This is a genomic window from Spirosoma jeollabukense (assembly GCF_054777855.1).
Genome location: NZ_BAAHAD010000001.1, coordinates 1309079 through 1323142, shown reverse-complemented (window position 1 = coordinate 1323142; position 14064 = coordinate 1309079). Strand labels below are relative to the sequence as shown.

Annotated in this window: 13 protein-coding genes; 6 read left to right on the top strand and 7 right to left on the bottom strand. The window is 47.3% G+C overall.

Features of this window, described 5'->3' with window-relative positions:
* The first annotated feature begins 34 nt into the window (after nt 1-34).
* The 4 genes from ACYVEA_RS05375 to ACYVEA_RS05360 all read left to right on the top strand — a co-directional run bounded on the left by ACYVEA_RS05375 (nt 35) and on the right by ACYVEA_RS05360 (nt 3489).
* Nucleotides 35-952 (top strand): helix-turn-helix domain-containing protein, encoded by a 918-nt coding sequence (locus ACYVEA_RS05375; RefSeq protein ID WP_461112314.1) that lies wholly within the window; start codon nt 35-37, stop codon nt 950-952.
* Between the two features lie 272 nt (nt 953-1224).
* Nucleotides 1225-1536, top strand: coding sequence for a DUF5694 domain-containing protein (locus ACYVEA_RS05370; protein WP_461112312.1), 312 nt, complete (start codon nt 1225-1227; stop codon nt 1534-1536).
* A gap of 224 nt (nt 1537-1760) precedes the next feature.
* Entirely contained in the window at nt 1761-2570 is an 810-nt protein-coding gene (locus ACYVEA_RS05365; RefSeq protein WP_461112310.1) for an SDR family NAD(P)-dependent oxidoreductase, read from the top strand.
* A gap of 10 nt (nt 2571-2580) precedes the next feature.
* Nucleotides 2581-3489 carry a helix-turn-helix domain-containing protein gene (locus ACYVEA_RS05360; protein ID WP_461112309.1) on the top strand — a complete coding sequence of 303 codons (909 nt, stop codon included), beginning with the start codon at nt 2581-2583 and terminating at the stop codon, nt 3487-3489.
* A 270-nt stretch (nt 3490-3759) separates the two neighbouring features.
* On the opposite strand, the gene ACYVEA_RS05355 is transcribed toward ACYVEA_RS05360, so the two are convergent.
* The gene (locus ACYVEA_RS05355; protein ID WP_461112308.1) at nt 3760-5439 is read right to left on the bottom strand and encodes a sulfatase family protein; all 1680 of its coding nucleotides are present in this window, start codon (nt 5437-5439) and stop codon (nt 3760-3762) included.
* 367 nt (nt 5440-5806) lie between these two features.
* Between ACYVEA_RS05355 and ACYVEA_RS05350 the strand changes: the two genes are divergently transcribed.
* The gene (locus tag ACYVEA_RS05350; protein WP_461112306.1) at nt 5807-6580 is read left to right on the top strand and encodes an NUDIX hydrolase; all 774 of its coding nucleotides are present in this window, start codon (nt 5807-5809) and stop codon (nt 6578-6580) included.
* Nucleotides 6581-6714: 134 nt separating this feature from the next.
* Here ACYVEA_RS05350 and ACYVEA_RS05345 read toward each other — a convergent pair whose 3' ends face one another.
* The 4 genes from ACYVEA_RS05345 to ACYVEA_RS05330 form a co-directional block, all read right to left on the bottom strand.
* Nucleotides 6715-7626, bottom strand: a complete 912-nt coding sequence (locus ACYVEA_RS05345) for an alpha/beta hydrolase family protein (protein WP_461112304.1) — start codon at nt 7624-7626, stop codon at nt 6715-6717.
* Between the two features lie 386 nt (nt 7627-8012).
* Nucleotides 8013-8723 carry a lysostaphin resistance A-like protein gene (locus ACYVEA_RS05340; protein WP_461112302.1) on the bottom strand — a complete coding sequence of 237 codons (711 nt, stop codon included), beginning with the start codon at nt 8721-8723 and terminating at the stop codon, nt 8013-8015.
* A gap of 356 nt (nt 8724-9079) precedes the next feature.
* On the bottom strand, nt 9080-9994 hold the full coding sequence (locus ACYVEA_RS05335; RefSeq protein WP_461112300.1) for a helix-turn-helix domain-containing protein: 915 nt from the start codon (nt 9992-9994) through the stop codon (nt 9080-9082).
* A 30-nt stretch (nt 9995-10024) separates the two neighbouring features.
* The gene (locus tag ACYVEA_RS05330; RefSeq protein WP_461112299.1) at nt 10025-10765 is read right to left on the bottom strand and encodes an SDR family oxidoreductase; all 741 of its coding nucleotides are present in this window, start codon (nt 10763-10765) and stop codon (nt 10025-10027) included.
* Nucleotides 10766-11212: 447 nt separating this feature from the next.
* On the opposite strand from ACYVEA_RS05330, the gene ACYVEA_RS05325 reads away from it, so the two are divergent.
* Complete coding sequence (locus ACYVEA_RS05325; RefSeq protein ID WP_461112298.1) at nt 11213-12970, top strand: metallophosphoesterase family protein; 1758 nt, start codon at nt 11213-11215, stop codon at nt 12968-12970.
* Between the two features lie 6 nt (nt 12971-12976).
* Here the strand turns inward: ACYVEA_RS05325 and ACYVEA_RS05320 are convergent, their stop codons facing one another.
* On the bottom strand, nt 12977-13456 hold the full coding sequence (locus tag ACYVEA_RS05320; RefSeq protein WP_461112297.1) for a hypothetical protein: 480 nt from the start codon (nt 13454-13456) through the stop codon (nt 12977-12979).
* Nucleotides 13457-13475: 19 nt separating this feature from the next.
* Entirely contained in the window at nt 13476-14027 is a 552-nt protein-coding gene (locus ACYVEA_RS05315) for a DUF4468 domain-containing protein (protein WP_461112296.1), read from the bottom strand.
* Between the last annotated feature and the right edge of the window lie 37 nt (nt 14028-14064).

Genomic DNA, 14064 nt, shown 5'->3' with positions numbered 1-14064 from the left:
TTCGTGCCAGACATAACAAACGAAGACTGAGTCTATGAAACGCTTTAAGACCATCAGCGAGTTACTTCATTTTCGCCAACTGCCCAAACCCGATCACCCGCTGATTAGTGTCTTCAGGCTGGAGGCAGTTGAGCGATCAAGGCTGATTGAACCGGCGTCCTGGTGTTACGATTTCTATTCCATAGGCCTCAAACACGTCGTTAATGTCCAGCAAATCAAGGTCAAATACGGTCAGCAAACGTTTGATTATGATGAGGGTATTTTGTCCTTCGTGGCACCTAACCAGGTGTTGAGTCTTTCCCTAGATCCGGACGCGGTGCAACTCAAACAATCGGGCTGGATGCTGCTGATCCACCCTGATTTTCTATGGAACACCCCCTTGGCCAACACCCTTAGCCACTACGATTTCTGGGGCTACTCGGTGCACGAAGCCCTATTTCTCTCCGAAACGGAAGAGATCGTATTGGCTACGATCCTGCAAACGATTCAGCACGAGTGTCGTGCCAACCTGGATACTTTTAGTAAACGCATTATCCTCTCGCACCTGGAAACGCTACTGACCTATGCCGATCGATTTTACCATCGGCAGTTTATCACCCGGGATAAGGCCAACCATCAACTTCTGGAACGGATGGAACGCGTGTTAAGTGATTCGTTTACCCAGCGGGATCTACGGGCCAACGGCTTGCCAACGGTGAGCTACTTGGCCGAGGCTTTACATGTATCTCCCAACTACTTGAGTAGTATGCTTAAAGTGCTCACGGGTCAAACGGCCCAGCAGCACATTCACGAGTGGTTGATTGATCGGGCGAAAGAAAAGCTGTCGACTACCGAGTTAAGCATCAGCGAGATTGCCTACGAGTTAGGCTTTGAACATCTGCCCTCATTTAGTAAGCTCTTCAAAGCCAAAACTGCCCAAACCCCCTTAGCCTTTCGAGCCACCTTTCGGTAAGCAGCGTTGCCGCCAAGTTTATTTGATTAAGTAGATCACGGGTAACTTAAAACAGTTGAATGCCTATCAGATACATAAATGCTGTCTATTCCCGAATAGGAGCATTTGTTAAGACGTAAATTTTTACTACCTGTAGCTCTGCTCCCTCAAATCTTGCTAGACAAAGCTGTCAACAAAGCTGACCATGTTTACCAAGTTTGAACAGCAATCCGATTCTTCATTTACTTACTGGGACACTCAGTGCACCCCCCTATTCGAGGTTGCAAGACTCCTTGAAGTACCAGTCATCGTTAATCGACTTTTTACGCTTTTTAAATGGGGAAGATACGCAGGCTCGCAGCATCGGGCGATGGTTGGTGACCAAAAAGCGAGGCACCAATCGAGAACCGGTCGGGGCTGATCAATTTATCTCGCGGTACTATAATCGAAACATTCGTATTTATTCGAACATACAGCGACTTGTCACCCGCCCATCCGACCGTATCCTGGTGCTTTATAGCAACACCCACCTGTATATTTTAAAGCATTTGTTGAAAGCAAGTCCAGAGTTTGATCTGGTAGATACCATGGATTACTTCAACTAAAGACCCCGTTCAAAAGATGACTTCTCATCTTAATTTAAGGAGCGATTTCCTGAGACAATGATTTTTTATTGTTTTTTAATGGAGTAATCCCGCTTAATGCCGTAATCAAACGGTTGGCACCAAGTTGCTCTCCGACTTTTAAACACAACAAACCGCCTTTTGATTAGGATGGGGTGAAGCAGGGCTGCCGACCTTTGCCTCAATAACTTGATGCAAAACAGAACATGAACTATACCCTAATCACAGGAGCATCCGGCGGTATTGGCGAAGCCCTGGTTAGAAAACTGGCCGAAAGAAAACATAATCTCGTGCTAGTGGCTCGCAATGAAGAGAAATTAGCCCAACTCAGTCAGCAGCTTCAACAGCAATACGGAGTAAAGGCTCCATTCATTGCGACCGATCTAACCAAGCCCGACGCGCCATTCACCATTTATGATCAAACCCAAAAGCAAAACTGGGAAATTGATATCCTGGTCAATAATGCAGGCATTGGATCGGGGGGTGAGTTCGCCCAACTCTCGCTGCAGTCAGAGCTGGACTTACTGCAACTTAACAATGCTTCGTTGGTTGCCATGACGCATCTTTTTCTGCAACCGATGAAAGACCGTCAGCAAGGCACGATCATCAATGTGGCCTCAATGGCGGCCTTTATGCCTGTTCCTTACATGGCCACTTATGCGGCCAGTAAAATGTTTGTCCGTTCGTTTACCGAAGCCCTTACGCAGGAATGTAAACCCTATAATGTCCAGGTTATGCTTTTTGCACCGGGATTGACAAAGACTAATTTTAACCATGCAGCGGGTATCAATAATGAGAAAGGGGTTGGACTCAGTTCTGATTATGAGACGGCTACCGCCCAGATGTCCGAAGAAGTTGCCGATGAGTTAGTGAAAGCTTTTGATGCCAAAGAATTGTTTCATGTATCGGGAAGCAGAAACCGATTTGGCTACCGCCTGCTGGCCCTATTACCCAATGCGATGATTGCCCGGTCTATGGCCAGCTCCTATCGTAAAAAACTAGCCCAACCTAAATAGGTCACTGCTTGTGAAAACCACAGAAGCCGTTCATATCCAATCGATCTCGCAGCTCCATCAGTTATTGCAGCTCCCAAAACCGAAGCATCCGCTCGTCAGCTTGATCAAGTTTGAGGATGTTCCCCCAATCAAGATCGAACAGCGTACCCGGCTGATCACAGAATTCTACCAGATCACCCTAAAGACCGAATGCCCTTGCAAGATCCAGTATGGTCAAAGCCGGTTCGATTTCGATGAAGGGGTCATGTCCTGCTTTGCCCCCAGGCAGGTGAGCTTTCTGGATAAGGATTTTACCCCGGCCAAAAAAGGGTGGCAGCTCTCGATCCATCCCGATTTTCTGCGAACGTTTCCGCTAAGCAGTAAAATAAAATCTTATGGTTATTTCGACTACGCCGTCAATGAAGCGTTGATCCTTTCGGAAGAAGAGCAAATCGAAATAGAGTACATTTTTAGTCAACTGGAGAAAGAATCGATTCGGCCTATTGATCCGTTTAGCCAGGAGGTCTGGATGGCTAGCCTTGAGTTGTTGCTGACGTATTGTAATCGCTACTATAACCGGCAATTTATCACCCGAAAGGCCGTCGGCAGCGAGCTAGTCGATAAGGTTAAGCAGTTGCTCGACACCTATTTCATATCCGATCAGCCCAAAGGTCTGCCCACGGCTCACTATGTAGCAGACGCCTTGCACTTATCGTCCAAATACCTGAGCGATTGTTTGAAGCAACTCACGGGCAGCACGACTCAACAACTGATTCATGAGAAGCTCATCGAGCAGGCCAAGGAAAAATTGTCGACCACGAGTTTAACGGTCAGTGAAATCGCATACGTCCTTGGGTTCGAATATCCCCAATCGTTCAGTAAATTGTTCAAGGCCAAAACCGAGCAGACACCGCTGCAATTCAGGGCAGGGTTCAATTGAATGTTGGTGTCGTTTTCTTTAGTTTATTACAGGAAATGTCATGTGATTAGTGAAGATATACCTGTTGAAATTTCTCCATCCACTAAAAGAAGGACAAGAAGGGCTCATTATCTGAGACAATCCATTAATCACTGTTGTTCTCACTTAGGAGCGTTTGCTGAGACAGTTATATTTTACTATCTGCCAAACACCATCAATTGCATACAGTACGAATGCTTGGATACTACGTTGAGAATCTAGCTCTGCAGGAAGACAAATTGGTTATTGGCCCTACCGGGGAGCACTTTCCAGCAGTTTAAGCGCATCCTCGTCCTTGTATTTGATGATTTCACGCTTCAGTTGCTGCTTCAAGCCAGCCGTGATCGTTTCGTAGCCTGGCTGCCCATACAGATTGTGCAGGTTATGTGGATCTTTCTGAATATCGTACAGTTCCCAGAAATTGTCCGGACCGTAAAAACGGGCCAGCGTGTATTGTTTCGTTCGTAGACCAAAGTGGGGCGATACATGATGTGGCTGGGGATATTCATAATAATGATAGTATGCCTGGTCACGCCACGTTTTCCTGGAGCCGGTCAATACTCCTAAAAAAGATTCCCCCTGAATATACGCTGGAATGGGCGTACCGGTAAGACTCAGCAGCGTGGGCGCCCAGTCCACATTCGAGACCACCTGCTGGACTTGACTGCTGGGCTTGATCACGCCCGGGTACCGAATCACAAACGGCGTTTTCAGCGACTCTTCGTAGATCCACCGTTTATCGAACCAACCGTGCTCACCCAAATAGAAACCCTGATCCGATGTATAAATGACTACCGTGTTTTTGGTCAGCCCACGCTGATCCAGATAATTCAGGAGTTTACCAATGTTGCGATCCAGCGAATTGGCCGTCGACAGGTAATCTTTCAGGTAACGTTGATACTTCCACTCCGTCAGGGCCTTGCCCGTCAGCTTCTTCTGGTCGAATTCTTGACTGATTTTGGCGTAGTAGGCCGAAAAGACCTGCTTCTGCTCGGGAGTAAGCCGTTTGTAAGATCCCTCCCGAACGTACGTGTCGAGCTGTTTATCTTGCTCGGGGGTAGGCTCCATATCGCCGTACAGCATCTTTTTCAACCGAGCTTTCTCCTGAGGCACTTTGGCTTCATCGACTTCGTAGTCCACGTGCACTTTCAGGTCCGCCTGTAGGGTCATGGTTTTTTCGATGCTCATATCCTGCTTCTGGGCCGCTAAACGTCCTTCGTACTGGTCGTAGAACGTAGGGGGTAGGGGGAAGGTAACGTTATCGTAAGCGCCCAGGTCTTCCAGGGCTGGCATCCACTCGCGGTGGGTAGCCTTGTGGCCCACCACTAGAAAGAAGGGCTTGGCGGCATCCCGCTTATCGAGCCAATCGGTGGACAGCTTCGTTACCACATCGGTTACGTAGCCCATGTGGCGCGTTGTCTTATTGTTCGAGTCAACAAAGTCGGAGTTGTAATAACTGCCGTGGCCAGGCAGAATATTCAGGTAGTCAAACCCATGGGGCAGGCTACCCAGGTGCATTTTGCCAATCCAGGCCGTTTGATAGCCGTTTTTCTGCAATTCTTCCGAGAAGACCGGCTGATTGATGTCAAAGACCTTTTCATTCAATTTGTAGCCATTGCGGTGCGAAAACTGGCCCGTCAGTAAGGTCGCCCGGCTTGGCCCGCAGATGGAATTGGCGACGACATTGTTGTAAAGGATAGCCCCTTCTTTAGCAATGCGATCGATGTTTGGCGTTTTGGCCAGTTTACTGCCATATGCACTGATGGCCTGAGCCGTATGGTCATCGGAAATGATGAATATGATGTTGGGTCGAGCGGGTTTGGCTGCGGGCAACTGGTCTCCCTGCTGAACGACGTAACCAGGCAGTGCCAGCAATAAACCGACCAGCGCCAGTAAGCTAAGACCGGGGCGGACAATAAACGAGTGAATCATAAGTAGAGTAAGGGTGAAGCGATATAGTTACTTAACGAACGAGTTATCAAGGGATAAGGCCTTTTTACTTGGGAAGGAAAGACATTTACTACCATGAGCTGTCATATAACGGCAGCTATTGCAAAATTGGATTGTACGAACTTCAGCGCTAAGGCCAACGAATGAGATACAGCCCTGGCGAATCACGTTCGTTTTGTGAGTCGTTAAAACCAGTCAGGGTCTTTACTCAAATGATTAGCCGTTAGCCTTTTCATGGGGCATTACTTTACCTTTGACTAACCAAAAGTAGCAAGTATGTTTCGTATATTGAGTCATTTTGACCCAATATACAAGTAAACTAACTGGTTGCCAAGAAAATTAGTACTTTATGCTCAATCAGTTCTCGCCAGGTAGTAATCTACAGCCTGGCTCCGTTTCCTTTTTACCGGCTGTTTCGATTGATAATGTCATTTTTGGCTTTCACCACAATGAGTTGACCGTGCTGTTACTCCAGGCTAAAAGCAACCAGAAATGGATGCTACCGGGTGGGTTTGTCGGCAAAGATGAAGATATAGATACCGCTGCAGCCAGGACCCTTCAAGCCCGTACGGGCTTGACCAATGTATTTCTGCAACAGTTTCATGTGTTTGGCAGTGCTAAACGCAATCGAAAAGAGCATCTGGGGGAAGTACTGCGAACATTGGGCATTGAATTAACGGCGGAGAGCTGGTTTATGCAACGTTTTATTACCATTGGCTACTATGCGCTGGTTAACTATGACCAAGTAGTCCCCCAACCCGATGAGACTTCACTGACCTGTAGTTGGCAGCCTGTCAGTCAGCTTCCCGCGATGTTATTCGACCATGAATCGATCATTACCAGCGCCTTGCAGGCCTTACGTTTACACCTGAATTATCAGCCCATTGGCTATACCTTACTGCCCAAAGAATTTCCGCTGAAGAGTTTACAAACGATTTATGAAACCATTCTGGGTCGAAAGCTGGAGCGCAGTAATTTCAATCGGAAGCTGTTGTCTTATGGCATATTAGAACGAAAAGAGAAGCAATACACCGGTGGTGCCCACAAGGCCCCCTTTCTGTATTCGTTTAAAGAAGACATGTACTTCAAGGCTTTGGAAAACGGGCTGGAAAAAGACTTCTAGCTGTCAGGGTTCATTTTTAGAGCCTCTGTTAGGAGAGCTATCAAACACACGTATCAGGCGACATTTTATGGAACTAACCAATGACGGCTGGCCAATTAGACAAGCGTTTTATTGAGATAATTATGTAGTAAACGCTAAATCGATTTGCTCGCTTGCTCTACGACTGCTTTAAGAAAGGTCGATGAGACGGCTTTAGGATGCTGATCAGTTGTAATTAAGTTATGATCGACGTTCTTAATAAGCCGTATTGAATTTGCTTGCTTAGAAGCGTTAAACAGGTTTCTGAATACGGCCAGTCGCTTCGAAAGCAGACCTTCCACTTCGCTAGCTGAAAACAATAAACCGATTGGGCAACTCAATTGCTGATAATAAACGGCAGGATTCAAGCTTAAGTAGTGCTGCTCCCAACGAGATAGTACCTCGTGCATCTGGCCATTTACGGACGATTCGATGTCGGCCTTTGTTATTTTCGCTCGTTGGTCAACTGGTAGTCTATTCATCTCATACCGAACCAGGTTCCGAACAGCTCTCCTTCTTTTATCCAGCGGAGTCGAAGCTGGGCGACCTAAGTAAAGCCGCATATTGGTTAGATATAAACCAATTGTATCGTCGGATGTACCCGCTTCTCGTAGCCGCTGCTCAGCGGTCAGTAAAATATCTTCGTAGCCAGGCAAGGCAGGCCCATTGAGAGCGAGCAGACATCTGATTTCCGGAATTCTTGACGCGGCAATAGCGGCAATGATCGCTCCTTCACTGTGCCCGATCAACCCAATTCGTCGTGCATCTACTTCTTTGTGGGCCTTTAAGAATCTAAACGCGGCTTGCGCATCTGAAGCCAATTCAGTTGTGGTAAACTCGTCAATTGGCTTACCTGGTGAGTGACCTTTAGACCGATTATCGTAGCGTAGAACGGTAAATCCCTTCTTGACCAGTTCGGTCGTCATTGCCTGGAAGGGCTTGAATCCCTCCACCTCCCCATCTCGATTGCCAGAGCCACTGCCCAAGACAATCAGTACCGCCGGATGAACGCCCGTTCCTGGAGGCATCGTGAGTGTGCCAGCTAGGACCTGATTGCCGTTTCTAAACCTGACGCTTCGTTGAGATTGGGCCAGGCTAGGCACCCCTAAACACAGCAGGAAGACGAGCATTCCAAACCGCATGTTACACCAAGTTTATATTTGCTATGGGAAAATAAAGCAAATCTATTAATCTACCTAAACGCCTTTTAAGAAGCAGATACATGAATACTCTTTCGTCTCACTTACCGAGAATTTACGGAGATCGATACTGAGAGACAAAAACTGAGAAAATCTACGGAAGTTCACACGCCATTCACTCCCTGGGATCAGCGGGTGAAACAGCCTCCGCAACTCAATCCGTAGCCTAATCATACAACCCTACGAATCGGTTGGAAGTCGTCAGCCTTACCTAATTAGGGTAAAAACGTATCGACTACCATATCCGTCAGTTGATGGCTAGTCCAACCGGCCCACAAACTTTTTGCCCTTAGTACGGCCCAAGCCATTAGCCCAGCCCCCAACGCAAGCGCCACACTCTTTTCGGTTAGCCCATGCGCTAGGCCGAACACCACCGACGTCCATACGACGGCCCATAGTCTAGTCCAATATTTAACGCAACAAGCCAACAACAACCCGCGACAAATTATTTCTTCGTACAGGTTGGTAACACAATTAATTCCGTAGCGGTAAACGTCAACTTTAGGGCTAAATTTTTGTCCCGTTGAACCAACGATCAGTAATGGAATAGCGGCTAGTACTAGTCCGGCAATAAGTCCATATTTTAACGAAAGTAACGTATATGTAGTCGTCCCACTCCATTGGTCACTGTAATCCATTCTGAGTATATACTTGCCAATAAACAGGAGAGCAAGCGCTAAGGGAAGTAGCCCCAAAAGCCCGTTTCCGTAATCATAAAACAATACCTTATTCAGTTTATCACTGAAGCCTACCAATGGGATTACAAATTGACGAGTAACTTGAATAGCATATAATCCAGCGAAGATGAAACTGCTTAGACAAAATGGAATGTAAAATTTGTCATTAAGTAGTCGCGTCTTACTACCTACAAACCCGAGTAGACCCACGATTAAGAAGCAAATAGATACGATTAAATAGGCATTCATAGAGTTGAATTTTTCTGATTTGCTAAAACTACAGCATGCAAGCCCAACTACGGGGGGCAACATTCGTACGAAATGTTCCATCGGGTCTCTCTAAGCAGTAAAATAACTCAAGTAGCTATGATAGATAGCTTACATTGATTCATTTACTGGGTTTATTACCCTAAAAATGGTTTCGAAACGAATAGTTTGCTGAGCCAATTGCAAGTAAAGAAATCGAACGTTTTCTTTACCACCTATCTAACTTGCACATTATAAGTGGGTTGCTTCAGGGAGAGTATTTTATGGAATATTTCGTACGAATGTTGGCCACTCCCCAATATACTGCTGCGTTTAAAGCCGGATAATCGCTTCTTGAGCTAATTGAACGATCGTCGGAAGTCTAGCGGGGAAAGGTTGGCTTTCGCTTTAAAGAGTTTGCTAAACGACTGCGGATGCTCAAAGCCTAGCTGGTAAGCGATTTCGGCAATGGAGAGGGAACTAGTACTCAATAAATCTTTGGCCTTTTCAATAACCGCCTGTTGAATATACTGCTGTGTGTTCTGTCCCGTGAGCGAACGGAGCATGTCGCTCAGATAACGGGGGGATACGTTGAGCTGTAAGCTAATGTACTGCACGGATGGTAAACCGGTTTGTTGGCCTTTGCGGTCCTCAAAGTACTGAGTCAACAAGTTGTCTAAGGACGAGATGATATCGTGGCTCATGGCTTTACGAGTGAGAAACTGGCGATTGTAAAAGCGGTGGCTGTAGTTGAGCAACACTTCGATCTGCGATACCAAAACATCCTGACTGAAGGCGTCTATATTGGTGGCTAGTTCGCTTTGTATAGCCTCAAACAAATGGGTAAGGATATCTTTTTCCTGGGCTGACACGAATAAGGCTTCATCAACGGCATAGGCGAAAAAACCATACCGGTGAATGGCATGGCTTAAGGGGTAGTTTCGAATAAAATCGGGATGAAAATACAACGCATAGCCTTCGTAATTACTTTTATCATCAGGCGTAAACACAACCTGGTTGGGTCGTAAGAAAGCGAGTCCTCCTTCATCAAAATCGTAATAGCGTTGCCCGTATCGCACCCTTCCTGTAAAGCTCTTTTTAAACGAGACTTTATAAAAATCGAGTATAATTTTCTTGCTATTGGGTAAGCCCTCAACTGGAGTCTTGCTGTAATCGACAAGCGCAATCAATGGATGCAATGGCGGAGTATGTCCCGCCTGTTTCATTAATTGAGAGATACTGCTAAAATGGTAGGTGTTCCCACTTTCGTTCATACGAGTGACAGAATGATATTTTTTTCAGACTTAGTCCTGTGCCGCCGGCCGGATGACAATATCGCCTACTTCTACATTCATTGGCTGACTGATGGCATAGATAACGGCATTGGCCACGGCCGCCGGAGGCAATCCTACCCGCTCCATCGCCTGTAGCATCAGTTGGCGTTTTTCTTGATCTTTTACCGTATTGACCAGGTTCGTTTTCACATAACCTGGTGATATACCGGTGATGCGAATCGTCCCGTCCGACTCCTGGCGGAAGGCTTCGGTTAGGGTTCGCACGGCATTTTTGGTTCCTGCATACACCCCCTGCGTTGGAACAATCTTCAGGCCCGACGTGGAGATGATATTGATGATATAACCGGACTGCTGCTGTTTGAAAACAGGGATGGCTGCTGCCATGCCATACAAAACGCCTTTCAAGTTACTGTCAATCATGTCTTCCCAATCATTAACATTCAGTTCATCCATACGGCTTATGTGCGCCACCCCCGCATTGTTAACTATAACATCCAGCCTGCCATAGTTGTCTACAGCGGTCTTAACCAATTGAAGCAAATCTTCTTTTTTCTTTACATCGGTCACCACATACACCGCTTCTCCACCCGCTTCTTTTATTTGTTGGACCACTTCGATCAATGACGCTTCGGTGCGGGCGCCCAACACCACTTTGGCTCCGTATTTGGCCAGTTCTACAGCGATGGCCTTGCCAATGCCGCTTCCGGCACCCGTAATGGCAACTATCTTATCCGAGACTTGATTGTGCATACCCTTCGATTTGTTTGCTGCAAAAGTCCCGATTCGGCCTGGGCAAAAAGTAGTCAGATCAGTAAATGTTGTAGTCAGATAGGCTGCGCGTATGCTAGGGATAATAGTTGACACTTATTAAGTAAAGGTCGTCCAATTAAACGCCCGTTTTTTTGAGTCGACGTTTTTAGATTAAGGAGTCACCCACCCAGATTGGTTACGCGCTCAACCGGGTTGGCGGAGCGATTGCCATCTCACCAATCAAACTCAAATTCTCATCCATCTGCTGAGTTTGTGAGACGGATTACCACCAACCCGCTAAATTTGAATCATTCGCTTAGCATGGCGGTAAGTACTTTTAACCGAAAGCTGTCGATCAACAAATTAGGTATACTTGCGAACAACTAGAGACAAGTCGGAAATTTACCCTCTTTGGTTAATTATGCCCTACTTTCTTCTCTTTTCCATATGATGCTACGTCTTTCGCCAGTCCGTTGGATGCTTCTACTTGGTTTTGTTGCCAGTTTCATGACGGCTACTGCCCAGTCAGTTACTCGTTCGCCTTACCTGCAGACCGTTACACCCAGCGGTATTACCATCCGCTGGCGAACCGATCTGCCAACGGATAGTCGCGTTCGCTTTGGGGCCAGTCTGGCGGAGCTTGCTCAACAAACGACTGATCCTGCAGTAACGACCGAGCATATTATTACGTTGACGGGCTTACAACCAGCCACTCAGTATTTTTATGCCATCGGCTCGTCAGCCGGTGATTTGATGGTTTCCAGCGATCAATATTTCCGAACGTCGCCCATCGCCGGGTCAACGGTGCCTGTTCGCATCTGGGCACTGGGTGATTTTGGTAGTAGTACCGTTAACCAGTTTCAGGTGCTCGACCAGTACCGGCAGGCGGCTCAGAGTCATCCGGCCGACATATGGCTCTGGCTCGGCGATAATGCCTACGATCAGGGGTACGATTCACAGTACCAGCAACGGTTGTTCACCATATACAACGACATTTTAAAGCACCTGCCCGCCTGGTCAACGCCCGGTAATCATGAGTATGCCGATGTGCCTACTAACCTGAACATCGACTATTTTAAACTGATTACTGTTCCGCAACAGGCCGAAGCCGGGGGCGTAGCGTCGGGCTCGAAGCTCAACTATTCATTTGATTATGCCAATGTGCACGTCGTTTCGCTGGATTCCGAAGGTCAGGATGACGGACGACTTTACGATACAACGGGCCATCAGGTTCAATGGCTCAAGCTTGACTTAGCCGCCAATCATCAACCCTGGACGATCGTTTTTTTTCACCACCCGCCTTATAGCAAAGGCTCGCGCGATTCCGACGTATTTGATGATCAGACGCAACTACGCCAGAAACTGGTTCCTATTCTCGAGCGCTATAACGTCGATCTCGTTCTGAGCGGTCACAGCCACATCTATGAACGGACATACCTGATAAAAGGGCATTATGGTCTAGCTAATACGTTTACTATCAATCAACATGCTGTATCGACCAGTTCTGCCCGCTACGATGGTTCTGCCAATTCCTGCCCTATTGTCGATAAACAGTCGGGCGTGGTCTACGTAGTGGCGGGCAGCGGTGGTCAGTTAGGCGGCAATGGAAATGGGTATCCACACCCGGCAATGGTATATTCAAACAATACCGTGGGCGGTTCTATGCTGATTGACGTAGTGGACAATCGACTGGATGCCCAGTGGCTGGCCACCGATGGTACCGTAAAAGATAAGTTTACGATGTTCAAACGGGTTAATAAGCAACAGACGCTTACGTATAATGCTGGCAATCCAGTGTCGTTAACGGCTTCGTGGCCGGGTACTTACCAGTGGAGTACTGGCGAGACAAACCGGACAATAAACGTGTCACCAGCGGTTTCATCGACCTATACTGTTACTGATAACGTAGGCTGCCTGACCGATACGTATATCGTCAACGTAGCGAACGACGATTTGCGATTTGATGGCCAGCTTGTGTTGTATCCTGATCCGGTAACGGGAGTCGCTACAATTAAAGTGTCCATTCCCGATCCGGTGACGATCGACCTTCAACTGACGACCAGCGATGGCACGGTTGTTTTCTCGAAACAGTATGTCAATACGTCGCAGGTACTGGAACAGGTTACCCTCTCTACACCGGGTCAGTACTGGTTCATTGCTTCTATTGGAACCAGGGTTGTTGGCCGGATGAGTTTTACGTTGTGAGATGGGTTAGGTTATCCGCCACCAGATGGCTAAAAAAAGCATAAACAGGACGAACAGAATCAGTATCCATTTTAGCACGGGCAGATAGGCCCAGTGGGAGATCAGAAACAACCCGGCAATACCACCCATTAAGCCCAATACTGTCCAACCCAGAGCAATGAACGCCACTGAACCAAGGATAATGCCAACGTCACGAACATCCTGATAGCTGGCCGCTTTACCCAGGAAAAATACCAGTCCAGTCACACCAAACAGGCTTGCCAGCATGATCCGGGCCAGGCACCACCACGGATTGCCGGGCGTCCAGAAAAAGGGGGCAAAGGCCAGCATAACGCCAGTAGCAGGCAGAAACAGATTCGAAAACATAACGTTCCAGTGACCTAAGCTGCTGAAGGGCTGATTTACGGCAACAAAGACTCCGGCAAAGGCAAACATGAGTATCCAGATCAGTTCAGGGCCTATGAGGTAAGCAGCAGTTCGATTCATGAATGAAGGCGTTGCCCAATCAAAACGCTTTGTAGTTTTTCACATTCTCCTGAAAGGCAGTCAGTACGTTCCTGAGTTGTTTATCGAGTTCTGAATAGATCACCTGAAGCTCTTTATCATTCTTCTGGCAATACGTTTCGATGGGGGTTGGTCTGGTAGCACCGCCTTCGTCCAGATCAATCTGGCTAATGGTCACCCGGTATTTTCGATTGGTACACTCAACCACAAGGCTATACCGGAATGAATAGACGCCCCCTGCCGAATTCTCCGAACGAGGCATCGTAACTACCTGCGTAGACCGACTGACTAAATCACCGGTTTCTTTATCGCTCAACGCAAAAGTGTCTTTCGCCGAATGAAAAGATTGAGCGATCCACAATCTGGACCGCCGGAACAGATCAGCCTGCGATACGCTGCCGCAATCGACGATCTCTGAGTACGTTACTTTCTGATTGACGAGAGGCAAAAGGCCATGCAGTTTTTCGTTCATAATAACGGGTGGGCAATCGGCCAGAACGGAGCCGGTACTTAATAGATACCCCAGCAATAGGGTAAAAGCTATGGTCTTCACAGATGACGAGTTGTTTGGTTTGGGTAGAGGAATAGGA